Source organism: Ensifer sp. 2TAB8 (genome assembly GCF_052115125.1).
In the GTDB taxonomy this organism is placed as follows: Bacteria; Pseudomonadota; Alphaproteobacteria; order Rhizobiales; family Rhizobiaceae; genus Ensifer.
Genome location: NZ_JBFRGB010000006.1, coordinates 1 through 24,970, shown reverse-complemented (window position 1 = coordinate 24,970; position 24,970 = coordinate 1). Strand labels below are relative to the sequence as shown.

29 protein-coding genes are annotated in these 24,970 nt (G+C 63.3%); 11 read left to right on the top strand and 18 right to left on the bottom strand.

All coding sequences use genetic code 11. From position 1 onward, the window contains the following. Positions 1-9 precede the first annotated feature (9 nt). The gene (gene cysE, locus AB4Z53_RS12505; protein WP_441596146.1) at positions 10-837 is read left to right on the top strand and encodes a serine O-acetyltransferase; all 828 of its coding nucleotides are present in this window, start codon (positions 10-12) and stop codon (positions 835-837) included. A 16-nt stretch (positions 838-853) separates the two neighbouring features. Here the strand turns inward: cysE and AB4Z53_RS12500 are convergent, their stop codons facing one another. From AB4Z53_RS12500 to AB4Z53_RS12490, 3 genes are all read right to left on the bottom strand, one after another. Then, entirely contained in the window at positions 854-2,041 is a 1,188-nt protein-coding gene (locus AB4Z53_RS12500) for a metal transporter (protein WP_441596144.1), read from the bottom strand. Continuing rightward, positions 2,038-3,165: a multicopper oxidase domain-containing protein gene (locus AB4Z53_RS12495; protein WP_113541135.1), complete on the bottom strand. Its 1,128-nt coding sequence runs from the start codon at positions 3,163-3,165 to the stop codon at positions 2,038-2,040. The genes AB4Z53_RS12500 and AB4Z53_RS12495 overlap by 4 nt, the downstream gene beginning before the upstream one ends. A gap of 300 nt (positions 3,166-3,465) precedes the next feature. Further along, entirely contained in the window at positions 3,466-3,912 is a 447-nt protein-coding gene (locus AB4Z53_RS12490) for a glyoxalase superfamily protein (RefSeq protein WP_441596142.1), read from the bottom strand. A 276-nt stretch (positions 3,913-4,188) separates the two neighbouring features. Here AB4Z53_RS12490 and AB4Z53_RS12485 point away from each other — a divergent pair, with 276 nt between their 5' ends. The 3 genes from AB4Z53_RS12485 to AB4Z53_RS12475 all read left to right on the top strand — a co-directional run bounded on the left by AB4Z53_RS12485 (position 4,189) and on the right by AB4Z53_RS12475 (position 5,901). Then, complete coding sequence (locus AB4Z53_RS12485) at positions 4,189-4,824, top strand: LysE family translocator (protein ID WP_441596140.1); 636 nt, start codon at positions 4,189-4,191, stop codon at positions 4,822-4,824. Position 4,825: 1 nt separating this feature from the next. Then, on the top strand, positions 4,826-5,398 hold the full coding sequence (locus tag AB4Z53_RS12480) for a hypothetical protein (protein WP_441596139.1): 573 nt from the start codon (positions 4,826-4,828) through the stop codon (positions 5,396-5,398). A 95-nt stretch (positions 5,399-5,493) separates the two neighbouring features. Beyond that, on the top strand, positions 5,494-5,901 hold the full coding sequence (locus tag AB4Z53_RS12475; RefSeq protein WP_223725622.1) for a VOC family protein: 408 nt from the start codon (positions 5,494-5,496) through the stop codon (positions 5,899-5,901). 20 nt (positions 5,902-5,921) lie between these two features. Here AB4Z53_RS12475 and AB4Z53_RS12470 read toward each other — a convergent pair whose 3' ends face one another. From AB4Z53_RS12470 to AB4Z53_RS12455, 4 genes are all read right to left on the bottom strand, one after another. Then, complete coding sequence (locus tag AB4Z53_RS12470; protein WP_113541132.1) at positions 5,922-6,548, bottom strand: LysE family translocator; 627 nt, start codon at positions 6,546-6,548, stop codon at positions 5,922-5,924. Between the two features lie 197 nt (positions 6,549-6,745). After that, positions 6,746-7,336, bottom strand: a complete 591-nt coding sequence (locus tag AB4Z53_RS12465) for a GNAT family N-acetyltransferase (RefSeq protein WP_113541131.1) — start codon at positions 7,334-7,336, stop codon at positions 6,746-6,748. An 88-nt stretch (positions 7,337-7,424) separates the two neighbouring features. Further along, positions 7,425-8,564, bottom strand: a complete 1,140-nt coding sequence (odc2, locus tag AB4Z53_RS12460) for an ornithine/lysine decarboxylase (protein WP_291150743.1) — start codon at positions 8,562-8,564, stop codon at positions 7,425-7,427. Between the two features lie 462 nt (positions 8,565-9,026). Further along, positions 9,027-9,260: a hypothetical protein gene (locus AB4Z53_RS12455; protein WP_162768965.1), complete on the bottom strand. Its 234-nt coding sequence runs from the start codon at positions 9,258-9,260 to the stop codon at positions 9,027-9,029. Between AB4Z53_RS12455 and AB4Z53_RS12450 the strand changes: the two genes are divergently transcribed. The 3 genes from AB4Z53_RS12450 to AB4Z53_RS12440 all read left to right on the top strand — a co-directional run bounded on the left by AB4Z53_RS12450 (position 9,259) and on the right by AB4Z53_RS12440 (position 11,923). Then, the gene (locus AB4Z53_RS12450; protein ID WP_113541130.1) at positions 9,259-10,152 is read left to right on the top strand and encodes a LysR family transcriptional regulator; all 894 of its coding nucleotides are present in this window, start codon (positions 9,259-9,261) and stop codon (positions 10,150-10,152) included. The two genes, AB4Z53_RS12455 and AB4Z53_RS12450, sit on opposite strands and share 2 nt — an antisense overlap. A gap of 92 nt (positions 10,153-10,244) precedes the next feature. Further along, positions 10,245-10,889: a DUF1007 family protein gene (locus tag AB4Z53_RS12445; protein WP_113541129.1), complete on the top strand. Its 645-nt coding sequence runs from the start codon at positions 10,245-10,247 to the stop codon at positions 10,887-10,889. Then, entirely contained in the window at positions 10,883-11,923 is a 1,041-nt protein-coding gene (locus AB4Z53_RS12440; protein WP_113541128.1) for a nickel/cobalt transporter, read from the top strand. The genes AB4Z53_RS12445 and AB4Z53_RS12440 overlap by 7 nt, the downstream gene beginning before the upstream one ends. Before the next feature lie 29 nt (positions 11,924-11,952). On the opposite strand, the gene AB4Z53_RS12435 is transcribed toward AB4Z53_RS12440, so the two are convergent. The 4 genes from AB4Z53_RS12435 to AB4Z53_RS12420 all read right to left on the bottom strand — a co-directional run bounded on the left by AB4Z53_RS12435 (position 11,953) and on the right by AB4Z53_RS12420 (position 14,563). Then, entirely contained in the window at positions 11,953-12,159 is a 207-nt protein-coding gene (locus tag AB4Z53_RS12435; protein WP_034786975.1) for a hypothetical protein, read from the bottom strand. 41 nt (positions 12,160-12,200) lie between these two features. Then, positions 12,201-12,896 (bottom strand): GNAT family N-acetyltransferase, encoded by a 696-nt coding sequence (locus AB4Z53_RS12430; protein WP_291150751.1) that lies wholly within the window; start codon positions 12,894-12,896, stop codon positions 12,201-12,203. Positions 12,897-13,016: 120 nt separating this feature from the next. After that, positions 13,017-13,730, bottom strand: a complete 714-nt coding sequence (locus AB4Z53_RS12425; RefSeq protein ID WP_113541126.1) for a tellurite resistance TerB family protein — start codon at positions 13,728-13,730, stop codon at positions 13,017-13,019. A 194-nt stretch (positions 13,731-13,924) separates the two neighbouring features. Next, positions 13,925-14,563: a 2-dehydro-3-deoxy-phosphogluconate aldolase gene (locus AB4Z53_RS12420; RefSeq protein WP_113541125.1), complete on the bottom strand. Its 639-nt coding sequence runs from the start codon at positions 14,561-14,563 to the stop codon at positions 13,925-13,927. A gap of 202 nt (positions 14,564-14,765) precedes the next feature. Here AB4Z53_RS12420 and AB4Z53_RS12415 point away from each other — a divergent pair, with 202 nt between their 5' ends. From AB4Z53_RS12415 to trhO, 3 genes are all read left to right on the top strand, one after another. After that, positions 14,766-15,239 (top strand): CYTH domain-containing protein, encoded by a 474-nt coding sequence (locus AB4Z53_RS12415; RefSeq protein WP_113541124.1) that lies wholly within the window; start codon positions 14,766-14,768, stop codon positions 15,237-15,239. Continuing rightward, positions 15,236-16,144 (top strand): CHAD domain-containing protein, encoded by a 909-nt coding sequence (locus AB4Z53_RS12410; protein WP_441596133.1) that lies wholly within the window; start codon positions 15,236-15,238, stop codon positions 16,142-16,144. Before AB4Z53_RS12415 ends, AB4Z53_RS12410 begins: the two co-directional genes overlap by 4 nt. Positions 16,145-16,240: 96 nt before the next feature. Beyond that, a complete protein-coding gene (gene trhO / locus AB4Z53_RS12405) occupies positions 16,241-17,197 on the top strand; it encodes an oxygen-dependent tRNA uridine(34) hydroxylase TrhO (protein WP_441596131.1) in 957 nt (318 codons plus the stop codon). 226 nt (positions 17,198-17,423) lie between these two features. Here the strand turns inward: trhO and AB4Z53_RS12400 are convergent, their stop codons facing one another. The 4 genes from AB4Z53_RS12400 to AB4Z53_RS12385 form a co-directional block, all read right to left on the bottom strand. Next, on the bottom strand, positions 17,424-17,831 hold the full coding sequence (locus AB4Z53_RS12400; RefSeq protein ID WP_291150759.1) for a GFA family protein: 408 nt from the start codon (positions 17,829-17,831) through the stop codon (positions 17,424-17,426). Positions 17,832-17,942: 111 nt separating this feature from the next. Continuing rightward, the gene (locus tag AB4Z53_RS12395) at positions 17,943-18,719 is read right to left on the bottom strand and encodes a MetQ/NlpA family ABC transporter substrate-binding protein (protein ID WP_113541121.1); all 777 of its coding nucleotides are present in this window, start codon (positions 18,717-18,719) and stop codon (positions 17,943-17,945) included. A 38-nt stretch (positions 18,720-18,757) separates the two neighbouring features. Beyond that, positions 18,758-19,423 (bottom strand): methionine ABC transporter permease, encoded by a 666-nt coding sequence (locus tag AB4Z53_RS12390; protein WP_113541120.1) that lies wholly within the window; start codon positions 19,421-19,423, stop codon positions 18,758-18,760. Beyond that, on the bottom strand, positions 19,413-20,495 hold the full coding sequence (locus tag AB4Z53_RS12385; protein WP_113541119.1) for a methionine ABC transporter ATP-binding protein: 1,083 nt from the start codon (positions 20,493-20,495) through the stop codon (positions 19,413-19,415). The genes AB4Z53_RS12390 and AB4Z53_RS12385 overlap by 11 nt, the downstream gene beginning before the upstream one ends. 414 nt (positions 20,496-20,909) lie before the next feature. Between AB4Z53_RS12385 and AB4Z53_RS12380 the strand changes: the two genes are divergently transcribed. Continuing rightward, the gene (locus AB4Z53_RS12380; protein WP_441596128.1) at positions 20,910-21,782 is read left to right on the top strand and encodes an NAD-dependent epimerase/dehydratase family protein; all 873 of its coding nucleotides are present in this window, start codon (positions 20,910-20,912) and stop codon (positions 21,780-21,782) included. Between the two features lie 54 nt (positions 21,783-21,836). Here the strand turns inward: AB4Z53_RS12380 and AB4Z53_RS12375 are convergent, their stop codons facing one another. From AB4Z53_RS12375 to AB4Z53_RS12365, 3 genes are all read right to left on the bottom strand, one after another. Further along, positions 21,837-23,204, bottom strand: a complete 1,368-nt coding sequence (locus tag AB4Z53_RS12375; RefSeq protein WP_441596126.1) for a GH1 family beta-glucosidase — start codon at positions 23,202-23,204, stop codon at positions 21,837-21,839. A 149-nt stretch (positions 23,205-23,353) separates the two neighbouring features. Continuing rightward, a complete protein-coding gene (locus AB4Z53_RS12370; protein ID WP_113541116.1) occupies positions 23,354-24,535 on the bottom strand; it encodes a Gfo/Idh/MocA family protein in 1,182 nt (393 codons plus the stop codon). 177 nt (positions 24,536-24,712) lie between these two features. After that, positions 24,713-24,970: sugar phosphate isomerase/epimerase family protein (locus AB4Z53_RS12365; protein WP_441596124.1), on the bottom strand; the 258-nt coding region annotated here is incomplete at its 5' end.

The following is a 24,970-nucleotide window of genomic DNA, read 5'->3' as shown; positions in this document are numbered from 1 at the left end:
AGGCGAACAATGACCGCAGGCGCCGAAGCTCCTCTCTGCGTTGACACTGCCGTCGCGCCTCTGGCGGACGGCGAAGTCTGGAACCGTATCCGTATGGAAGCGCGTGCGCTCGCCACACGCGAGCCGGTCATGGAGCAAAGCCTGCGGCCAATCGCCGAGGCGCCGTCGGATGCGGCGGTGCTTGCCGGTGTTCTCGCCTCCCATCTTTCCGTCGCCCGCGTCGACGAACAATCCTTGGCGCAACTGCTTTCGGATGTGTTCGAGGCAGACGCCGAAGCTCTCCTTGCCGCCGAGGCGGACCTTCAGGCGGTGATGGAGCGTGACCCCGCCTGCCCGGGACTGTTGCATGTCCTCCTCAACCTCAAGGGTTTCCAGGCGCTGCAGACCTATCGCGCTGCCCATTGGCTGTGGAGCGATGGCCGCAGGGACGTTGCCAACTGGCTCTCCAACCTTGCCTCGCTCGTCTTCGGACCGGATATCCATCCGGCCGCGGCCATCGGCCGCGCCGTCATGCTCGACCACGGCTCCGGCATCGTCATCGGCGAGACCTCGATCATCGAAGACCAGGTGTCGATCCTGCAGAACGTCACGCTCGGCGGCACCGGTAAGGAAACCGGCGACCGGCACCCGAAGATCCGCCGCGGCGTCATGATCGGCGCCGGCGCCAAGATCCTCGGCAACATCGAAGTGGGCGCCTACAGCAAGGTCGCCGCCGGCAGCGTCGTACTGAAACCCGTGCCGCCGCGCACCACGGTCGCAGGCGTTCCGGCAACAGTCGTGCGCATCCACCGCGTCGACGAGGTGCCGGCAGCCGAGATGGACCAGACGATCGTCTGATCCACCTGCATCCGCATCAGATCTTCACCAGCGCGGCAGTCAGATACATGAAGGTGGCGCCAGCCGCGAGACCGGCCATGACAGGCGGCGTCAGGAAGATGTCGCCGCGGCGATCGCCCTGGCGCATAAGATAGGCGCCGACCTCGACGATCACCTGCAGGATCGCACCCGCACCGACCGCGAGCGCCAGCGCCGACCACTGGGCCGAGGTCGCAAGGCTTCCGAGCCACATGCCGATCACCGCCGGGCCGCCGGCAAGCAACGTCAGCCCGGCGAATACCCAGGCCTGCGGCCTGTGCTTCAGGATCGGCGCGGCAATGCCGATGCCCTCGGTAACGTTGTGGAGCGCAAAGCCGAGCACGAGGAACGTGCCGAGACCGGCCGACCCGGCCGCAAAGGCCGCACCGATCGCAAGCCCCTCGCCGAGATTGTGCAGGCCGATGCCGAGCGCGATGTAGGTGGATAGCGCCAGCCCTGTCGGCGCGCCGCTTCGTCGCCCGATCGCCATCAGCATGAGGAAACTGCCCACCCCCGCCAGCACCACCATCACGGGTCCCTGGAAGACCGCCGCCGCCTCGCCGGCAAGCTCCAGTGCCTCTGCACTTGCATCGACCAGCAGGAAACCGAGCAGGCCGATCGTCAGCGACAGCAGAAAGTCCATCCCTTTGCGACCGACGCCGCGCAGCACCGGGTAGAACATCAGGCCGACGGCCACCGGCACGATACCGACGATGACGCCGACCAGCGCCTGCAGTCGCAACTGGCCAGTCGTCGCCTGCGGCGTCGGCACGGCAACGGCGATGTTGTGTGCAAACGTGGCGCCGGTGCTGGTCACGACCTTTACCGCATGCGCCTCGCCCAGCATCCATGGGAATGGCAGCTTCAGCCACGCTGCCCTGCCCCGCGCGATCGGACCCGGCGGGTCCTGGGTGAATTGCCAATAGGCGTCATCCACCTGAACCTGCGCCACCGTCATCGGTTCCGATCCGCCGGCGCGAACCAGCAGACTAAGACCGCTATCGTCGAGCACGGTCCGTTCGAAGGTCAGGTTTTCGATTGGTGGCGCGCCATTGCGAAAGCCCGACAACGGATCGGTCGACAGAATCCAGGCAACGGCAATGGCAAAGGCGATGAGAGGCAGCGCCAGCCACACCAGGTTGGTCTTTGCCGCGCGGATAGCAGCTCTCGGCAGGGTTTCGTTCATGCCAGCGCCTCCACCACATCGAACATGCCGACCCAGCCGAGTTCGGTAAATTCCGTCTGGTGCGGGTGGAACATGTAAAGCCCAGGCTCGTGCTCGGCGAAGGTGAATTCGAGAATGCCGCGCTGCGCCTGGCACTGGGTGATGAGATCGACGGTTTTCAAGGTCGGCGTCAACGTCGTGCCCTGGTCGTAATAGTCGAAGAAATTGGCGTGCAGGTGGAACGAGTTGATCGGGTCGAATTCGATGACGTTGATCAGGTAGATGCGCACCGGCTTGTCCTTCACGATCCGGATCGGCCGCTTCATGAAGGCGTGAGCGACAGTGTTGACCGCATAGAACTCGTTTTCCGCATCGAAATTGGTGTCGAAAGCGTTCATCACCATCACCAGTTCCTGCCAGCCGGCATTTTCCGGTGTGCCGAGCAGCCTGGAGCGGGCGACCTCCGCATGTTCCGGCCGGCGCTCCGGATCCGGGTCGATGACGAAGGCGCCATACATGCCCTTGTGGATGTGCCGACGCAGCGGCATCGCATGGCAATGGTAGAGGTGGCAACCGAAGGGCTTGGCATCGAATTCATAGACGAACTCGTCGCCGGGATCGACCATGCCGGCACCCGGCACGCCATCCATGCGCGCGGCATGGATGCCATGGAAATGGATCGAATGCGGGTGCGAAGCGTAGTTGCGAAAAACGATCCTCAAACGCTCGCCCTCCTTGGCCCGGAGCGCTGGCCCGGGCACGCGGCCGTTATACGTCCAGGCGGGAAACCTGATGCCGGGCGCGATCTCGATCTCCCGATCCTCCGCCGTCATCTCGAAGGTGCGCAGTGTCCGCCCGTCCGGCAGTGTCGAAACCGTTCCCGTATCCCAATCGGTCAGCATATCCGTCGGGTCGAAACCGTTGACGGCGCTGTCGACGTCGCCGACCGTCATCATCGCGCCATGGCCCATATCGGGCATCGGGTCCGCGACAACAGTCCCGGCCGGAACCGCATGACCGGTATGGCTCGCCGGCTGTTGTCCCAAAGCAGCGCTGGTGCAGATTGCAGTCCCACCTGCTGCAGCCAGCCCGCCCATCAGCAAGCTCCGCCTTCGCATGAGATCCGGTCTCGTCGGCTTGTCCATCGTCGGCCCCTCATTCGATCGGATTACACGCACCGATCCGGCGCTAGACGGCTGCAGACAGCAGGTCATGGGTCGCCTTGCGAATCATTCGCAACTGCATCAATAATGCAAATGCATCTCATTCGCAACTAGATCGCAAATCGAACGATGGTTCGAGCCCACTCGGTCCGCGACACTCGAACATTGGTCGTGAAGAAGAAACGTCCCCGCACGCTTTCGCATCGAGGACGTCTATCGGGACCGGGCGCACTGGCCGCGGAAGTGGGCTCATCCATATCGCCAGGGCCGGCAGCGGCAATCTCACCATTCGAGTTCGAGTTGCGGAAGGCCGTTCGAGGTCTTCTCGATCGTCCGCCCGGTCTCGTCCACCGTCGCGGTGACCCGCTGACGGAAGGCAGAGAAGCTCTCGAAGGTAACGACATCCACCGGTTCGTCGAACTTCATCGTCAGGCGATAGCGCCCCGGCTGCGCCGTCAGCGCCTGCACCGACAATATCTCGCCCTCGAACGGTTGGCCGAGATATTGACCCTTCACCCTTGAGCCGAGCATCCAGGGATTGAAGGGGGGCCGATTGCCAACGGCGGCGTGCAGCGTGTTCCAGTCGCGATAGCCGTATTGGGCGGCGATCAGTTCGAGCGAACGGGAATGGCCGATGGTTTCGCCTTCGGAAGCAAGGCGAGTGCGTAGGCGCTTGGCCTGATCCTTCAGGGCATCGAGTGAGGGAAGCGTGGTTGATCCGCGCGTCATGAGAGGGTCTCCTGCAGCGGCATGCATTTATTAGAGATGGGAGCCCGCATTGCCACCGGTTCGCATGCCGTTTCGGCTGACCGTGTCTCGAAGAAGGATTTCACCAAAGCATCACGCTCGCGGACGGCAGGGACCTTCACCCTGCCGTTTCCATAGGGGATGCCGCCGGCACTGTCAAATTCGCGGGCAAACGGCGTTCGAACGGGCGCAGAAGTGATTGCACACGCGCAAAAGCTGTGGGACGACTACCGCACGAAAGACGGAAGGGAGGACCTCATGACCGACATGACGATACTCGCATTCGCACTGGTTGCCTTCATCGGCATCGCGACACCAGGCCCGACGGTCCTGCTCGCGCTCACCAACGGTTCGCGCTATGGCGTGAAGCGCGCAAGTGCCGGCATGCTCGGCGCCGTGCTCTCCGATTTCGTGCTGATCGGTGCTGTCGCCCTCGGTCTCGGCGCGTTGCTTGCCGCTTCCGAATTCTGGTTCACCGTCGTCAAATGGATGGGCGCTGCCTATCTCGCCTTCCTCGGCATCATGCTGTTGCGGTCGAAAGGAACGATCCAGGTCGCAGCCGATGAGAACGGTTCCGGGGCTTCCGTTTCCTCCGCCGCGATCTTCCTCAAAAGCTTCCTGGTCGCCGTCACAAACCCCAAGGGCTACCTGTTCTTTACCGCCTTCCTGCCCCAGTTCATCGATGCGACCGCACCGCAAGCGTCGCAGTATGCCATCCTGGCGCTCGTCTTCGCCTCGGTCGACTTGGTCGTGATGTTCGGTTACGCGCTGCTCGGCGCACAGGCAGCCGCCTTCCTCAAACGCTCCGGCGCCGTCTGGCTCGACTGGCTCTGCGGCGGGGCGCTGCTGGCGCTCGCCGGTTCGCTCGCCCTCTACCGCCGCGCCACTGCCTGAGATGTTGTTTCGACAAGCGGTTCTCGAGGGCATCGCCGAAGGCCGCGTGACCCTGGCCTTCCGTCGCTGGACAAAACCGACGGTCAAGCCCGGCGGCACGCTGCGCACCGCAATCGGTGTGCTTGCGATCGATGCCGTCGATGAAATTGAGGAAGCCGCGATTACCGAAGACGACGCCCGAGAGGCCGGCTACGCCGATCGCGACGCCCTCTTGCACGAGCTTGCCGTACGGCCGGACGGCCGCTGCTTTCGCACCGCCTTTCACCGTGAGGGCGACGATCCACGCATCGCGCTGCGTCAAGCATCCGATCTCGACAACGACGAGCGCACGGAAATCGAGCGCAAGCTTGCGGGCTTCGACCGCAGCGCGGGCATGGCCTGGACGCTTCAGGTCCTGCGACTGATCGCTGCCCGCGACGGCACGACCGCCGCCGAACTGAGTGCTGCCGTCGGCATGGAAAAGCTGAAGCTCAAGGCGCGCATCCGAAAACTGAAGGAACTCGGCCTCACGGAGAGCCTGACGGTCGGCTATCGCCTGTCCGCGCGCGGCCACGCCTATCTTGAGCACCGATAGCGGGACAAGCGGAAACGCCATAGGCAAGCACGGCGGATGTCAGCAGGAGCATCATCCGCACCTGAAGACGAACCTTAGACACGAGGACACAGGACATGATCGGCTATACGATGGTTGGGACAACGGACCTGAGGCGCGCGGAGCATTTCTACGATCCGTTGATGACGCTGATCGGCCAGGAGCGCTGTTACTGCGACGAGCAGGTTTCCTCATGGGGCCGAAAGGACGACGGAAAGGCGCCGCGTTTCTTCGCCTGCTATCCCTTCGACACGCGCCCCGCCTCGGTCGGCAACGGCGCGATGACGGCTTTCCTGGTGGAAAGCGCCGGGCTGATCGACCGGTTGTTCGAGATCGCAATGGAGCGCGGAGGTAACGAGGAGGGGAAACCCGGTTTCCGCCCGCAGTACGGAGAAGGCTTTTACGCCGCCTACGTGCGTGATCCGGATGGCAACAAGCTTGCCTTCGTCTGCTACGACGCCCGGACAGCCGAGGTCCCAGCCTAGCTGGCCCTCCATCGGCGCGCCTAACGGCGCGTCGACCAACCGAACCAGATCGCCACCGCCGCAAGCATCAGCGCCAGCACGCGCCGAACCATCCGTTCGCGTGACGGCGAGCTGAGGACCGGCTGCAATGCGCCTGCCAGAAGCACGATAGCGGCATGCACCGCAGTCGCGACGCCCACATAGACCGCCGCAAGCGTCAGGTTCTGGGGCAGCAGCGGCCGGGCATCGTCGACAAAGGTCGGCAACACGGTGACGAAAAACAGGGCCGCTTTCGGATTGAGCAGATTGGTGATCAGCCCGCGCCGGAAATAGAAGGACGCGGGCTTGCCGCTTGGACCGGCCTCTTCGCCATCGCCGTTCCAGGCGTCGAAGGCAAGATAGAGCAGGAAGCCGACACCTGCCCAGCGAAGCGCTCCATAAAGCATGTCCGACTGACCGACGAACTCGGCAACCCCGAAAGAGGCGGCAAAGCCCACCAGTGCCAGGCCGAGCGCCACGCCGGCCACGGTCGCCATGCCGGGCCGCCGCCCCTCGGAGGCTGCAACCATGGCGAGGTAGGCCATATTCGGCCCGGGTGTCAGTTCGATGATGAAGGATGTCAGCAGAAAGGGCAGCAGGGTCGCTGCCCCGAGAATGAACGGATCCATGCGGGAGATTTCCATGCACGTGCAACGAGGCCTTGTCCGCAAGGACAGGTCAGCGGCGCGACGTTGTCAAGGAAGATCACGAGATCATCGGCAAAGAGCGCCCTGCTTACCGGTGTCTGCCCCCTCACCGATCGCATCGGACCAGCGAGGGAGCAGCGAAACATCCGCCCCCGCAGGGTTGGAGGCGGAAAGCGGTCTCAGGCGGCGCGGCGAACCGGCGGCATGGCAAGCTTGCGGCCGCTGGCGACGATCAGGCCGGCAGCGCCTTCAAGCCAGTTGTCGCGAAGCTCGAGCGCCAGGAACCGGTTGCGCTCGAACGGACCAGGCATGACGAGGTGCTGGGTGCGGCTCGCAAAGAAGCCGAAGCGCTCGTAATAGGCGGCGTCGCCGACGAGCAGGACAGCCCCATGGCCACGGTTCTTGGCCTCTTCGATGGCAGCGCGCATCAGCATGGCGCCGATGCCCTTGCCCTCATGGGCCGGGTCGACGGCGAGCGGGCCGAGCAGCAGCGCCGGCACGGCATGGCCTTCGCGGCTGACGCCGGCTTCGACGCTCCAGAGGCGCACGGTGCCGATCACGTGACCGTCGATATCCCGTGCGACGAAGGCGAGACCTTCGGCCGGCAGCCGGCCGCTGCGCAGCTTTTCCGAAGACTTGCGGCGGCGCTCCGGCCCCATGGCACGGTCGAGCAGGTTCTCGCGAGCGACGACGTCGCCCGGATTTTCGGCATCGATTACAAATGTAGTGGGCGCGAAAAACGCGCGCAGGGCGTCAACAACAGCGGCCATCGGGGCCTCCCGTCATCAAAACCGCTTCAGGCGGACCAAACGAAAATTGTGAAGTGGCGCTCCCGCCCGAGGACGGGAGCAGACCGGATCAGATCACATAGGCCTTCAGCGGCTCGAAGCCGTTGAAGGCGACGGCCGAGTAGGTCGTCGTATAGGCGCCGGTGCCTTCGATCAGAACCTCGTCACCGATCGAGAGCGTGATCGGCAGCGGATACATGTTCTTCTCATAGAGCACGTCGGCCGAATCGCAGGTCGGGCCGGCGAGCACGCAAGGCTCCATTTCGTCGGCATCGCGCGCCGTGCGGATCGGGTAGCGGATCGCCTCGTCCATGGTTTCGGCGAGACCGCCGAACTTGCCGATGTCGAGGAACACCCAGCGATGGGCGTCGTTGTCCGACTTCTTCGACACGAGCACGACTTCCGCCTTGATCACGCCGGCATTGCCGACCATGCCGCGGCCCGGCTCGATGATCGTTTCCGGGATGTGGTTGCCGAAGTGCTTCTTCAGCGCGCCGAAGATCGCCTGGCCGTAGGCTTCCGCCGTCGGGACGTCCTTCAGGTACTTCGTCGGGAAGCCACCACCCATGTTGACCATCTTGAGCTCGATGCCCTGCTTGGCCAGCTGCACGAAGACGCGCTTGGCATCGGCAAGGGCAGCGTCCCAGGCGTCGAGCTTCGTCATCTGCGAACCGACATGGAACGAGACGCCGTAGGAGACGAGACCGTGCTGATGCGCATAGACGAGCACGTCGACGGCCATCTGCGGAACGCAGCCGAACTTGCGCGACAGCGGCCATTCGGCACCTTCGCCATCGGTCAGGACGCGGCAGAACACGCGGGCGCCGGGAGCGGCGCGGGCGATCTTCTCGACTTCCTCGTGGCTGTCGACGGCAAACAGGTTGATCCCAAGCGCATGAGCGCGGGCAATGTCGCGCTCCTTCTTGATGGTGTTGCCATAGGAAATGCGGCTGGCGGTCGCACCAGCATCCAGCGCCATTTCGATTTCAGCGACGGACGCGCAATCGAAGGAGGAGCCCATGCCGGCGAGCAGGCGCAGGATTTCCGGCGCCGGGTTTGCCTTGACGGCGTAGTAGATCGAGCTGTCGGGCAGCGCGTGGCGGAAGGCCTTGAAATTGTTGCGCACGACGTCGAGGTCGACAACGAGGCATGGGCCGTCGGGTCGTCGGGTGTTGATGAAGTCGATGATGCGAGCCGTGGTCATGGCCATATTCCCCTGATCCAAGATGCCCCGCTTTCGCGGAGGACAAAGGGCATACGCGCACATGCGATGGAACCAGCCGGTGGAGACCCCGGAACCAAGCATGCGCTCGATGCGCGAACGGTGAATCAAAGCCCGCCTAGGCTTCAATTCGGCTTTGTCTGCCATGGATTGGAGGGGGTAACCCAACCGCACTTCCGGCAATGAAGGTGTGCCTCTTCAGTAACCCCGGCTGTTGGAAAGCCGGCAGACACCAGAAAGGCCCGCACCGTCGTTGCTTCAAGATGTCCTCGCATTTCCCGGTTGGCCGGAATAGCGACTGGAGGGGTTAGTTCCAGGTACCTTACCGATACCCTCACCTAATCGAGGGTCGGCGGACACCCACAGGCACGTGCGACTTTGGGCAAGGGCGTAGGTAAGAAAAAAGCCTGTCGTAATCAAGAGTTTTTTCGCACCAGCAGTTGAATTTTTTTACAGGCGGGCAAAACTGGCGGTGTTCACAAACATTGAACGATCAATGCCGGATCGATCACCGCCGCAAGTATTTGAAAAAATGCGATTATCTTGAGAATGCGCCGCCGCCCCTCGAAACCGGGCGACAGGCGCAAGCAACGGACAATCCGCCGTCGGTATCATGGACGCAAAAGAGGCGTTCGCCTGCGAATCGGCTGAACGCAATTGAGAGCACGAAAGAAAGATCGCCATGGACACACTCACCCGCATCCGCGCCTTTATCGATGTCGTGGACGCCGAGGGGTTCTCGGCCGCCGCCAGGCGCGTCGGCAAGTCGAAGGCACTGCTTTCCAAATATGTGCGCGAGCTCGAAGACGAGCTCGGTGCGCTGCTTCTCAACCGCACCACGCGGCAGTTCTCGCTGACGGAAGCCGGTCACACCTATTATCGCACCGCGTCGGAAATCCTGAAGGAGATCGATAACCTCGCCGATCTCGTACGCGCCAACAACTCCGACCTGAAGGGACGGCTGCGCATCACCGCGCCGCGCACCTTCGTCGACGCCGAGATCGGCCAGTCGCTCGTGGATTTCGGCAAGCAGCACCCGGAACTCTCGCTCGAGATCGTCTCCGACGACCGCTTCGTCGATCTTGTCGAAGAAGGCTTCGACGTCGCCATCCGTATCACCCGACTGGAAGATTCGACGCTGATCGCCCGCAAACTCGACGACTTCCAGGTGCTGATCTGCGCCGCCCCGGAGTTCCTGGAAAGATCCGGACCGATCGAACACCCGACCGACCTGTCCAAGATCCCCTGCATTCTCGACACCAACGGCCGCTCCTATTCCAACTGGCGTTTCGTCGAGCCCGACGGCTCGGCCTTCACCGTGCCTGTCAGCGGTCCGATCGAGGTCAACAGCCCCCTTGCCGCTCTCAGGGCCGCCGTTTCCGGCATCGGCGTCTCGATCATTCCGGACTTTATCGCCCGCCCGAAGATTGCGACGGGCGAACTCGTCACGCTTTTCGACGATTTCCTACCGCGCGACCGCGGCATCTACGCGATCTATCCGCACCGCCGCTACCTGCCGGCCAAGGTCAGAACCCTCGTCGACTTCCTGCACGCCTGGTTCCGCAAGCCGCGCTGACATCGGCCAAGTCCCAATTCCGTCCCATTTCCGGTACATTCCCGGAAACGAATCGCGGGGAGATCGTCCCCGGCCGAAAGGATTGCCGCCTCATGAGAATCAAGCGCCTCGTCATGGCCGGCCTTGCCACCCTGCTTGCGCCGTCGCTGGCCTTTGCCCATCCGCACATCTTCGCGGAAGCGCGCCTCGAGGTGGTTTCAGACGACAAGGCCGAAGTCAGCGAACTCCGGAACGTCTGGCGCTTCGACGAGCTGTTTTCATCCAGCGTCGTGCTCGATTTCGACAAGAACTCGAATGCGACGCTCGATCCGGATGAACTGGCGGAAGTCGGCCAGACCGTGCTGGAGTCGCTCGCGGAGTACAATTACTACACGACGATCTTCGACAACGGCAAAACCATCAAGGTCAACAAGCCGGAGAGCATCACCGTCGACTACAAGGACGGCCAGCTCCTGATGATGTTCGCCGTCAAGCCGGCTGAGCCGATGCCGCTCAAGGGCAAACTCTCCTTCGGCGTCTACGATCCGACCATGTATACGGCGATGGATTTCCCGACCGACAACGACCTGACCGTCGTCGGCGACAAGATCAGCGCCTGCGAACACAAGGTCGTCCGCCCTGATGCCGACGAGGTTCTCGCCGAGAACAAGGACACGCTGACCGATGCCTTCTGGAGCGACCCGACCGGCACGGACATGTCGAAGCTCTTTGCAACCAGGATAGAGATCACATGCTGAACACCCGCAGGATCGGACGTCTGGTCACRGCAGCGCTCATCGTTACGGCGCTCTCCGCAACGCTCGCCGCCGCCCAATCGCCGCTCGGCATCGGCACGGCCGAGCCTTCGTTCAAGACGACCGGTTTCCTCGGCGGTTTCTTTGCCTGGGTGAACATGGAGCAGCAGGGTTTCTACCGGCTGATGACCAACGCGCTGAAGGGCATGCGGGAAAACCCCTGGCAGCTCTGGTCGCTGGTCGGGCTCTCCTTCACCTATGGCGTGCTTCACGCCGCAGGCCCTGGCCATGGCAAGGCCGTCATCTCCTCCTACATGATCGCCAACGAGACGGAACTCAAGCGCGGCGTCATGCTGTCGTTCCTTTCGTCGATCCTGCAGGGCATCGTCGCGATCCTTCTGATCGGCGCCGTCTACCTGCTGCTGCGCGGTACGTCGATCAACATGACCACGGCAACGCGCTGGCTGGAAATCGCCAGCTACGCGCTGATCGCTGCTTTCGGCGGATGGCTGTTGCTGCGCAAGCTGCGCTCCATGATGCGGCCGGTCGCCGTGGCCTCGGGCGCCGGTGGCGGCCATATCCATCTCGCGCACGATCACGATCACCATCATCACCACGACCACGGTGGACACCATGGGCACAGCCATGGCCCGGGCGAAGTCTGCGCCAGCTGCGGGCATGCGCACGCCCCCGATCCGTCGATGCTTCGGGGTGATCGTTTCGCGCTCCGGGAAGCCTGGTCGGCCGTCATCGCCGTCGGCCTGCGCCCCTGCTCCGGCGCGCTCATCGTGCTTTCCTTCGCGCTCCTGAACGGGCTCTATCTTGGCGGCGTACTCTCGGTCTTTGCGATGTCGATCGGTACCGCGATCACCGTCTCGATCCTCGCGACCATGGCTGTAAGCGCCAAAGGCTTTGCGCTGCGCTATGCGTCAAGCGGCTCTGCCGCCGCCCGTATCTCGAACGGCATCGAGATCGCCGGTGCGGCCCTGGTTCTGTTGCTTGGATTGGTGCTGCTCGGCGCGGCGCTGCAGAGCTGAGGCTTGCCTGCCCTGAGAAGTAGCGACCGCTACAGCCCGCGCTTGCGCTGGTAGCGAGCCCTGAGCCAGAAGAGCAGGAAGAAGCCCAGCACGAAGATCACGCCAAAGGCGGCAGCAAGCCAGGGCGAGATGTCGCCAAGCTTCAGCATGATCGACGGCAGCACGAAGAAGCCGAGGCCGGCGACGACGAGAATGATCGCAGCGGCGATCGCCGGTGACTTTTCCTTGTTCTGCATGATTTCCCTGCTGTTGTCTGGTGCGACGGAGCGTCCGGCACTTACCTGGACGGCTGACGCTCCAAGTCCGCACGTATATCTTCAAGCCGCCGTTTCTGGCGACCATCCGCGTCGAAATTATCAGCTGCGAGCCAGGTTTCGAATGCGGCATTGAGCAGCGGCCATTCGCTGTCGATCATCGAGAACCACGCCGTATCGCGGTTTTCGCCCTTGGAAATCATATGTTGGCGGAAGATGCCCTCGAAGGTGAAGCCGAGGCGCGCCGCCGTGTTGCGGCTGGCCATGTTCTCGCTGTGGCATTTCCACTCGTAGCGGCGATAACCGAGATCCTCAAAGACGTGTTTCGCCATCAGATAATGGACCTCGGTCGACAGCGGCGAGCGCGCCATGGCGGCACCATGGGCGACGGCACCGACCTCGACGACACCGTTGGCAGGATCGGCACGCATGTAATTGGCCATGCCGACGACGATGCCGGTCGCCTGATCGCGGAACACTTCAGTGACCCAGCCGGATTTCTCCTGCGCGGCGGTCAGCCAGACATCGAAATCTTCGATACCTTTGAAATCGGGCTGCGTGAAATACTTCAGCAGCGGATTGATCGCCATGCCGCCGAGGCCGTCCCACAGGTCCTGCAGGTGCCGGTCGCGTTCATAGGCCTCGAGCTTGACGAAACGTCCTTCGAGCGCGACGCCCTTCGGTGCCGGGCATCCTTTCCAGTTCTTCAGATCACGCATCGGCCGCTCCTCCAATCCTCGCTACACCGGCATAGGCCAGAGAAACGGCCGACACAAATTCAAACTGGTTATGAACTCAGTTCAAATCGGTGATGACCCCATCCGGGGTCGCACGGTTTGTCAGGCCGTGGTCGGCACCTTCGCAGCCGAGACCGTCGCCTCGATATGATCGACCAGTGCGTCCGGAAGGCCGAGGCGGCCGGCGAGCAGGTCGAGATAGCCGCGCTCGGCGCGTGTTTCCGGCTCGATCGTCAGGCGCGAGGCGGTATAGACCTCGACACGCTCTTCCTCCGTCTTTGCCGCGCCGACGATCGCGTCGATATCGACAGGGTTGGCAAGCTCGCTCTCCAGGAAGGCGGCGGCATCGGCCGAAAGGCCGGAAACCGACAGCTTGTCCATGATGTGCTGGCGCTCGGTCTCGTCGATATGGCCGTCGGCGCGCGAGGCGGCGATCATCGCCCGCACCAGCGTCAGCGCGAAATCGTGGCTGACGGCCTCCGGAGCCGAGGCGAAGCCGGAATCGGCCGGGGGCGGCAGGAGTTCCGGTTCGCCCTTGGCGACCGTTGCGCCGCCCGGCGTGTTGCCGGCCTGATAGTTCTTGTAGGCCTGGTAACCGAGCCCCGCGATCGCAGCGAGACCGCCGAGCACGGCTGCATTACCGGCAAGCTGGCGACCCGACTTGGTGCCGAGCAGGACAGCAGCGATGGCGCCGGTCGCCAGCGGGTTGTCCTTGGCAAGCTGCGTCGCCTGGGTCGCGCGGTCGCGCACCGTGCCGCCGGCACCGGGCACCTGCGATCCCAGAAACTGATCCAGCAATTTCTTCGCGTCGAACATCGGGTTTCGCTCCTTGTCGGTACCGGGCGTATGAGGACGAACGAAGCGGCGCGCCGCCCGCGACCGCGCCGTCGAATGGAATGAGACATAGGAACGTTGCAGCGGAAATACAAACTCGCGCGGGAGACGAGCGACCAACAAAAAAGGCCGGGCTTTGGCCCGGCCTCTAAATGAATGCAGCCGTTTCTTCCTGCTCAGCCCTTGAGCGCGAAGGCTTCGGCCGCAAGCTTTGTGATGCCGGCCCAGTCTCCCTTGGCGACCAGTTCCTTCGGCGCGACCCAGGAGCCGCCGACGCAGACGACGTTCGGCAGCGTCAGATAGTCGCGCGCGTTGGACAGTGAGATCCCGCCGGTCGGGCAGAAGAGCGTGCCGGCGAGCGGAGAGGACAACGATTTGAGATAGGCTGCGCCTCCGGCCTGTTCCGCCGGAAAGAACTTCATGACCTCGTAGCCTTCTTCACGCAGTCCCATGACTTCGCTGGCCGTTGCAGCGCCCGGCAGCAGCGGCACTTCGTGGTCGTTGGCGACGTCGATCAGTTCCTGCGTCGTGCCGGGGCTGACGATGAACTTCGAGCCGGCCTCGATCGCCGCTTCGAACTGCGCGGCGTTGAGGATCGTGCCGGCACCGGCAACGGCACCTTCGACTTCGTTGGCAACCGCACTGATCGCTTCGAGTGCTGCAGGCGTGCGCAGCGTGATCTCGATCGCCCTCAACCCACCGGCAACCAGAGCGCGCGCCAGCGGCACGGCGGTCGCGACGTCGTCGATCACGAGGACCGGAACGACCGGCTGCAATTTGAGGGTGGAAAGAAGCCTGTCGGTTTTCGCGCTCATGCCGATCGTCCTTTTTAAAACGATTGAATATGCCCTCCGCATACTCCGCCGGTCACCGGTTGTCGAGACCCAAGGGCGCAAGTGTGCGGCATTCTCATGTAAGTCGAAGATAAAATATTACCTACAACAAAGAGATGACTTGAGCCTTCACACGAAAGCGATAGTTTGATGACCGCAAGCCTATCGAAATGGCGGATTATCCATGGCGAAGGAAATAGAACGCAAGTTTCTGGTCGCTTCCGACGGGTGGCGAGAGCATGCGGACAAGGGCATAGACCTCCGGCAGGCCTATGTCGTGACCATGGACGACCGCTCGCTGCGCGTGCGTATCCATGGCAACAAGTGGGCGCGTCTTACCATCAAAATCGGTAAGTCGGCGCTCGTCAGAAACGAATATGAATACGACGTACCGCTGGATGATGCCCGCGAGATGCTGACACAGGCGGTCGGCATCGTCATCGAAAAGCGGCGCTACCGCGTGCCGCACAAGGGCTTCGTCTGGGAAGTGGATGTCTACGAGGGTGCGCTGAAGGGCCTGATCGTCGCCGAAGTGGAGATGAAGCGCGAAACGGATATGCCGGCACTCCCCAACTGGATCGGCCGCGAAGTGACCGGCGACCGCCGCTACTCCAATCAGTCGCTGGCCACAGAGGGGCTGATGGAACCCCAATCATGACCTATGCCTTCCGGCCCGGACGGCCGTTCACCGACGACTTTCGCGCCATCGCAGCCGAGCAGCTCACCCAGGCGGTCATGACCCTCGAGGACCGCCCTGGCGGCCTGCACGAGGCCATCCATGAGGCCCGCAAGAACTTCAAGCGTCTGCGCTCGCTCTATCGATTTGTCGCCGCCGACGCGCCGCAGTTCCAGAAGCAAGAGAACGCCCGCATTCGAGAGATGGCCCGCAATCTCTCGATCGTCCGCGATGCCGCCGCTCTCGTCGAAAACGCCCATTATCTCAGGGCAGCAGCATGCAACGAAGAGGAAGAACGCGCCCTCACCCATGTCTGCGAACGGCTGACGACCCGTCGCGACGGCATCGCCGCCCGCGAGACCGATATCGAGGATCGCGTCGCCGGCACCATCGTCAATTGCGAACAGGCGCTGCAGGCACTGGCGCATGTGTCGTTCGACGATCGACGCAGCAAGACCGCAGCGCGGCTGACGAAAGGCTGGCGACGGACACTCAAGCGCGCCGCCCGCGCCAAGGAGGCTTGCGGCGCGAGCACGGATGCGGATCCCTTCCACGAATTGCGCAAGCGGGCACAGGATTACCGCATGCATCTGGGGCTGATGCGCGAGACCTGGCCGTCTGCCATGCAGGCCAAGCGGAACGAGGCCAAGATGCTGGTCGACACGCTCGGCCACCTCAACGATCTCGCCGTCATGATCCAGCTCGTCAACGAAGATCCGGCACTGGCCGGCAACAGCCAGGATCAGGCCCATCTCATCGCCGCCGTCATTGCGCGGCAGGAAACCTTGCGGGACGAAGCGTTGGCGCTGGCAGCGACGGTCTTCCAGGAGCGGCCCGACGAGGAAAGCCGGACGATCCGGCTGCTCTGGCTCGACGCCACCCGCTGACGAGGCGGCTCAGCCTAACGACCCAAAGCGCGACAGAGTGCCCCTCTCGCCCGCCGCGATTGCGCTTGCGCCGCGAAAGCTGTATTTGCAGCGGCCATGACCGACATTTCCACCACCCCGCGCGCCCAGACCCATGGCGAGACGCATGGCCAGTTTCTGGTCGCCGCGCTCTATCATTTCGCAAGCTTCCCGCGCTTCGCCGAATTCCGCGAACCGCTGCAGGCCGTCTGCGACGAAAACGGCGTCAAGGGCACATTGCTGCTTGCCCATGAGGGCATCAACGGCACGATCGCCGGCACCGACGCCGGCATCGCCGTCGTGCTGGACTACTTGCGGGCGCAGCCGGAGTTGGCGGCCTTGGAGCACAAGGAGAGCCGGGCGTCCTCCATGCCGTTCCTGCGCATGAAAGTGCGGCTGAAGAAGGAAATCGTCACCATGGGCGTCGAGAACATCGACCCCAACAAGATCGTCGGCACCTATGTCGATCCGAAGGATTGGAACGCGCTGATCTCCGATCCCGAGACGATCGTCATAGACACGCGCAACGACTACGAGACGGCCATCGGCATCTTCAAGGGTGCGGTCGATCCGCAGACCAAGACCTTCCGCGAGTTCCCGGACTGGGTGCGCAACAACACCGGCCTGCACAACAAGCCGAAGATCGCCATGTACTGCACCGGCGGCATCCGCTGCGAGAAGGCGACCGCCTTCATGAAGGAGCAGGGCTTCGACGAGGTCTACCACCTCAAGGGCGGCATCCTGAAATATCTCGAGGAAGTGCCGCAGGAAGAAAGCCTGTGGGAAGGCGCCTGCTTCGTCTTCGACGATCGTGTCTCCGTCACCCATGGCCTCGAAGAAGGCGAGCACACGCTCTGCCACGCCTGCCGCCAGCCGCTGACCCCGGCCGACCTCCTGTCGCCGCACCACGAGGACGGCGTCTCCTGCATCCATTGCCACGAGGTCCGCACCGACGAGGACCGGGAACGCTACCGCCAGCGCCAGCGCCAGATCCTGCTGGCCAAGAAGCGCGGCGAGCGCCACCTCGGAAGCTGACTTTTTTCGCCGAGAAAGCCCCTCATTGACGCGGTGAGTGAGCTCCCCTCTTCCGTGCCGTGAGGGAAGCGCCCCTCGTCCGCCTGCAGCGCCGCCCCAGCCAGTGACCAAGCTCCAGTTCGCGGAATACCGCATCAGACGGGCTCGAAGGCCCGCTCGTGACGGCCGCTCGAAGGCACGTCCCCTCGCCCCGCTTGCGGGGAGAGGGCTAGGATGAGGGCCAAGCTCAACCCGGCAACGCTTCGCATTCCTCAAGTGCCAATGCACTGCGGTCCCATTCATGGCGACTGCGGGTGAAGATCGCATCGGTCGGACGAAACACCGAGGGGTCGTCGAGCGTCCCGGCATAGACCGACAGGCGTGGATCCTCTGGCGGGCCGGAGCCGTAGACCTGGCTGCCGCAGGTTTCGCAGAAATAGCGAACGGATGGATTGCCGTTTTCGGCGCGCGTCTCATAACCGCGGCCCGCCCCCGACATCGTCACATCGGCGCGGTCGAAGATCATGTAGCAGCAATGACCGGTTCCGGTCGCGCGCTGGCAATCGCGGCAATGGCAGAAGCCGGAATAGAGAGGTTGAGACTTCAGCTCATACCGGATCGCACCGCAGAGACACCCGCCCTTCATCGCACTCATGTTCCATCCTCCTCGAAGTGACAGGAGGATAGCCAAGCGGGTCTTGCGGTCAAAGAAAAACCGCGCGCCGGGGTGCGGCGCGCGGTCGATGGATTGCTTAGGCAGAGATGCTTACCAGCTCGGGATCAGCGCGCCCTTGAAGGTGTCGTTGATGAACGCACGCACCTTTTCGTCGTGGTAGGATTCGACCAGCGTCTTCACCCACGGTGCATCCTTGTCGGCCTTGCGGACGGCAATGACGTTGGCGTAGGGCGACTTCTCGCTTTCGATCGCGATTGCATCCTTCTTCGGATGCAGGCCGGCTTCCATCGCGTAGTTGGTGTTGATGACAGCCGCATCAACGTCCTGGAGCGAGCGCGGCAGCTGCGCCGCATCGAGCTCGGCGAAGGTGATGTTCTTCGGGTTCTCGGTGATGTCGGCCGGCGTCACCTTGAGGCCAACCTCTTCCTTGACCTTGATCAGGCCCTTCGACGCGAGAACGAGCAGCGCGCGGCCGCCATTGGTCGGGTCGTTCGGGATGGCGATCGTGGCGCCGTCCTGGAGTTCGTCGAGGCTCTTCACCTTCTGTGAATAGACGCCCATCGGCGTGGTGATGGTGGTGCCAACGCTGACGATGTCGAAGCCACGATCGGCGATCTGGTTGTCGAGATAGGGCTGGTGCTGGAACGAGTTGGCGTTGAGGTCGCCATCGGCCAGGGCCTGGTTCGGAACAACGTAGTCGGAGAACTCGAGGATCTCGATGTCGAGACCCTTGGGTGCCGCGATTTCCTTCACCTTCTCCATGATCTGGGCATGTTCGCCCGGCGTTACGCCGACCTTGATGGTCTCAGCGAGCGCCGTGCCGGCGGAAAGAGCGGCAATCGCCGCTGCGATGATGAGCTTCTTCATGGATGTCTCCTTGGTTCACGTTCAGTCTTGGGAGGAAGTCAGGTCTTGCGGTTCTTCTTGTCGAAGCGTCGCGCCAGCCCGTCGCCGGCGCTCTGGACGAGCTGCACCAGCACGATCAGCACGATGACGACGACGAGCATCACGTCGGGCATGAAGCGCTGGTAGCCGTAGCGGATACCGAGGTCGCCGAGCCCGCCGCCGCCGACGGCGCCGACCATGGCCGAATAGCCAATGAGGCTGACGGCAGTCATGGTGAGCGCCAGCGTCAGCGCCGGCCGCGCTTCGGCAAGCAGCACCTTGAAGACGATCTGCATCGGGGTCGCGCCCATGGCGCGCGCTGCCTCGATCAGCCCCTTGTCGATCTCGCGGATCGCCGCTTCCACCAGACGCGCAACGAAGGGAATGGTCGCGATCGTCAAGGGCACGATCGCGGCCTTTGTGCCGATCGACGTGCCGGTCAAGAGCCGGGTGAAGGGGATGATCGCGACGACGAGGATGATGAACGGCGTCGAGCGCGTGGCGTTGACGATCAGCCCGATGATGCGGTTCAGCGTCGGCGCCGGGAAAAGCTCGCCCTTGCCGCTGGTGGCGAGGAAGATGCCGATTGGCCCGCCGATCAGCGAGCCGATCAAGCCGGCGATGGCGACCATGTAGATCGTGTCGACGGTCGCGCCGCCGATGCGCAGGAGAAGATCAGGCGACATAGCCGAGCACCTCCGTGACCAGACCATTTTCGGTAAAGAAGCGTTCGGCACGGCCGGAGGTCTCCGGATCCGCACCATAGGCGACGACCAGCGAGCCATAGGGCGCGCCGCCGATCTCGTCGATCGTGCCGGCGATGATGTTGACCTCAGCACCGACAGACTTGATCAGCTGCGAGATCAACGGCTTTTCTGCAGCCGCACCGAAGAAGGTGAGCCGCACGACGGCGCGATCGCCGGCAGCCGGCGCCGGCTTCAAGGCGCGGGCGACCGCGTCGGGAAGCTTCGAGCCCGGCAGGCCGGAAAGCAGCGCCCGCGTCGTTTCGTGCTTCGGATGAGTGAAGACATCGAAGGTGTGGCCGCGCTCGACGATGCGGCCGTGATCGATGACCGCGACGTCGGAGGTCACCGCCTTCACCACTTCCATCTCATGGGTGATGAGCAGCACCGTCAGGCCGAGGTCCGCATTGATGCGCTTCAGGAGCTCCAGGATCGACTGCGTCGTTTCCGGATCGAGCGCCGAGGTCGCCTCGTCGGAGAGCAAGAGCTTCGGCTCGGTCGCAAGCGCGCGGGCGATGCCGATGCGCTGCTTCTGGCCGCCCGACAGCTCAGCCGGATAGCGCCCGTGCTTGTCGGCGAGGCCGACGAGATCGAGCAGCGGCAGCACGCGCTGTTCGATGGCGCGCTTGTCCATGCCCGCGATTTCGAGCGGCAGTGCAACATTGCCGAACACGGTGCGCGAGGAGAGCAGGTTGAAATGCTGGAAGATCATGCCGACGGAGCGGCGAAGCGTGCGCAGCGACGCCTCGTCGAGTGCGCCGACATCAACGCCATCGACCAGAACCTTGCCGCTGCTCGGTTTCTCAAGCCCGTTGACCAGCCGGATCAGCGTCGACTTGCCGGCGCCGGACCGGCCGATGATGCCGGTGATAGAGCCCCGATCGACAGTCAGCGAAACGGTATCGAGCGCGGTGAAGGCGCCGCTGTTGCCGGAGGCGGGAAAATGTTTGGAAACGCCGTCGAAAACGACGGCCGCGTCAGCCGATGGCGTGGCTTTCAAGGCTGAAACGCTCATCGTTCGGGTGCCCCCGAAAGAGGCGCAGTCGGAATGTGCGGGTACATAGGTGCTCTCGGGTGTTCAAATCTCATGATCCCGGGGGAAGCCGGGATGGAAGGCGCGTCCGGTCAGGCCGACATTCGACAACGCATTCGGAACAGGGAGCACTTCTCTAGCATCAAGCAACCAGTCAGTTCAACTTTTGCGCCGCATGGCCCGCATGCGACATAATCTACGGCTCTTATGGAGAACTACCGGTGGATTTCACAGGCATGATTTTCCGCAATAGGCAGAGGATTGGCAAAACCATGCTCTTTTGCTCTCCGGCGTGCCAAGATCCGGCAGATCGTCAGCTTGGATATCCTTGTTCGAACCGACTGCACCCGACCGAATTTCATGCTAACGGGCAGCAACAGGGTTACGAGGTAAGAAATGCGCATCGTCTTGACCGGGAGTTCCGGCCGCATCGGCCGGGCCATCTATAACGCACTCGCCGCTGCCGACCATGATGTCATCGGCATCGACCGCGCGCCCTTCGGCACGACGGCAATTGTCGGCGATCTCGTCGACGGCGAGTTGCTGGAGCGTGTCATGGAGGGTGCAGATGCGGTGATCCATACCGCTGCGCTGCACGCGCCGCATGTGGATGCGGTTGCCGACCAGGAATTCGAGCGCGTCAACGTGATGGGCACGCATCTGGTAATCGCCGCAGCCCAGGCCGCCGGCGTCGGTCGCATCGTCTTCACCAGCACGACGGCACTCTACGGCCATGCGGTCACCGAAGGCGGCTGCGCCTGGATCACCGAAGAAACGCCGCCGAAGCCGCATACCATCTACCATCACACTAAGCTTGCGGCCGAAGCCCTGCTGGAAAACGCCGCCGATCGTGCTTTGCATGTGCGTGTGCTGCGCATGTCGCGCTCTTTCCCGGAGGCCGCCGATCGCGTCGCGGGCTACCGCCTGCACCGCGGCATCGATGTCCGTGACGTCGCGGCCGCCCATGCGGCCGCGCTCGACAATGGCGGCCCGGCCTTTCAGCGCTACATCATTTCGGGTGAGACGCCCTTCCTTCCGACCGATTGCCGCCGCCTGGCGGAGGACGCGGCGGGGCTCTTGCGTGAACGCGCGCCAAGATTGTCGCAAGCCTTCGCCTATCGCGACTGGCCGCTGCCGGCAACCATCGACCGGGTGTACGACCCGAGCGCGGCGATCGAAAAACTCGAATGGAAGCCGCGTTACGGCTTCAAGGAAGTGCTGGCCCAGCTCGACCGGCAGAGCCTTGAGGTGCTGCCGGTTCGTCGGTGAGATGGCACAGCACCGGGGGCAGCACCGGGCGGGCTGAACCCGCTCGCCCGATCGTCAGACGTGGTTACCCTTGGGAAACTCTTCGGCCAGCGCCTGGTACCAGTGGCCGCTCTTCTTGATGGTGCGCACCTGGGTGTCGTAGTCGACATGCACGATGCCGAAGCGCATCTTGTAACCTTCGGCCCATTCGAAATTGTCCATTAGGCTCCAGGCGAAATAGCCGCGCATCGGATAACCCTCGGCGATCAGATCTGCGGTCACCGACAGATGATCGGCGATGTAGTCGAGCCGCGGCTGATCGTCGACGACACCGTTCTCGACGCCCATGTTGTAGCAGGCGCCGTTCTCGGTGATGTAGCAATCGGGCAGCTCGTACCTTGCGTTCAGCGTCTTGACGAGGCTGCCGAGCGCTGGAGCATAGACTTCCCAGCCGATATCCGTCTTCACCTCGCTCACCGGCTTCGCATTGATGGTCGCCGGGTACTCTGCGCCCTTGGCCGGATCGTTGCTGACCCGCATCGGCGTGTAGTAGTTGAGCCCCCACCAGTCGAGCGGCCGGGAGATCGTCTCCATGTCACCGTCTTCGATCGCCGGCATGCGGTGCCCGAGCGCGCTCATGAAGCTGTCGGGGTACTCCCCCTTAAAGATCGGGCCGAAGAAGACGCCATTGTGGAAGTCGAAGGCACGATCGGCGGCTGCCTTGTCGGCCTTGCTGTCGCTGCCCGGATAGACCGAATGGGCATTGATGACGATGCCTGCGGTCAGGTTGGCCCGCTCGGAGCGGATGGCGTCGACGCCGAGGCCATGCGCCAGATTGGTAAAGTGCAGCGCGTGCAGGGCTGCGTCCATGTTGCGCTCGCCCGGCGCATGGATGCCGTAGAGATGGCTGAGCCAAACCGAGCACCAGGGCTCGTTGAAGGTCGCAACTGCATCGAGCCGGTCGCCGAGGCGGGCGATCACGGTCTTGGCGTAGCGCTGGAAGGCATAGGCCGTCGTGCGCGCCGTCCAGCCGCCATCACCCATCAGCGCCAGCGGCAGATCCCAGTGATAGAGCGTCGCGAAGGCCTTGATGTTGCGCGCCTTCAGCCCGTCGACGAGGCGGTCGTAGAAGTCGAGACCCTTTTCGTTGATCGGACCGGTCCCTTCCGGAATGATCCGCGGCCAGGCAATGGAGAACCGATAGGCATCGACCCCGAGGCTCTTGATCAGGTCCAGATCGTCTTCCAGCCTGTTGTAGTGGTCGCAGGCGACGTCGCCATTGTGACGCCCGAAGACACGCCCCGGCATGTTGGAAAAGGCGTCCCAGATCGACGGCTTGCGCCCGTCGGCCTTGGTGGCGCCTTCGATCTGGAAGGAGGCCGTCGCCACCCCGAATACGAAATCGCCCGGGAAGCGCTGTGCCAGGATCTTGGGATCGGTCATCTCTCTGTCTCGTCTCGTTCCGGCCCCACCGGCAGTGGGGCCTTTTCGTTTTCAGTCTTGTCATCGGCCGACCTAGAACCATGCCGGCAAATGTCAACTCGCGAAAAAGGGCGGGAAAGCCCCGCCCTTTCGCCGGTATCGGCCTGTGGCTATACTTTTACCCATGCCCCATTTCGTTTGGATGACTGGACGCAGGCATCGACGAAGACCATGCCCTTCATGCCATCATCGATGGTCGGATAGGTGACGGCCGGATCGATCTTTTCGCCCTTGCGCTTGGCAAAGATGGCACGCGCTGCTTCCGTGTAGATGTTGGCGAAGCCTTCGAGATAACCTTCCGGATGACCGGACGGAATGCGGCTGACGCGGTTGGCGGCAGCCCCCGCTCCGGCACCCGCCCGAGTCAAGAGACGCTTCGGTTCGCCGAATGGCGTGTACCAGAGATAGTTCGGATCCTTCTGCGTCCATTCGAGCCCGCCCTTGGTGCCGTAGACGCGCACCATCAGACCGTTTTCGTGACCGGGCGCCACCTGGCTGCACCACAGCAGACCCTTGGCGCGCTCACCGTCCTTTGCCTTGAAGCGCATCATCACATGAGCATTGTCGTCGAGCTGGCGACCGCCAACGAAGCTGTCGAGATCAGCAGCGAGTTCTTCGAGTTCGAGGCCGGACACGAAGGCACCGAGATTGTAGGCATGCGTGCCGATATCGCCGGTCGAGCCGCCGGCACCCGAGCGCGCCGGATCGGTGCGCCAGGCCGCCTGCTTCTGGCCGGACTGTTCGATGTTTTCCGTCAGCCAGTCCTGCGGATATTCCATCTGCACCAGCCGCACCGCGCCGATCTCGCCATTGGCGACCATCTCGCGCGCCTGCCGTACCATCGGATAGCCGGTGTAGTTGTGCGTCAGCACGAACAGCGCATCGCTGTCGTCCGCCGCCTTCTTCAGCTTCTTGGCATCGCCAAGCGTCGAGGTCAGCGGCTTGTCGCAGATCACGTGGATGCCGCGCTTCAGGAATTCCTTGGCCGCGGCGTAGTGCACGTGGTTCGGCGTGACGATCGCCACCGCCTCGATACCGTCCTTCAGCTTCGCCTCGCGGATCGCCATCTGCTTGAAGTCGGAATAGACCCGCGACGGGTCGAGCCCGAGTTCGCGGCCCGAGCTTTCCGCCTTTTCCGGCGTCGACGACAGCGCGCCGGCCACCAGCTCATAGTGATCGTCGAGCCGGGCTGCGATGCGGTGCACCGCGCCGATGAAGGCGCCAGAGCCGCCGCCTACCATGCCAAGTCGGATGCGGCGCTCGCGCTTCTCGCTCGTTCCTTCGATTGCCATAATATTCTCCCCTGTTTCCGTGTCGTTCGCTTGTTTGTTTCTTGGCGCAAGGGCCGCCCCTCATCCGCGCGGTAAGGGCCTAGCCCCTCATGCGCCTGCCGGCACCTTCTTCCCGCTTGCGGGGAGAAGGTTAGAGTGAGGTGCTAGCCACGAACCCCGTGAGGGCTCAACCTTGCCTCAAATCCCCAGCATCCGCCGGTTGGCGGCATCGTCCGTACCTGCACCGGCGAAATCGTCGAACGCCTTCTCGGTGACGCGGATGATGTGGTGCTTGACGAAGTCGGCACCCTCGCGCGCACCGTCTTCGGGATGCTTCAGCGCGCACTCCCATTCGACCACCGCCCAACCGGCGAAATCATTGGCGGCCATCTTCGAAAACACCGCGCCGAAATCCACCTGGCCATCGCCGAGCGAACGGAAGCGGCCGGCGCGGTT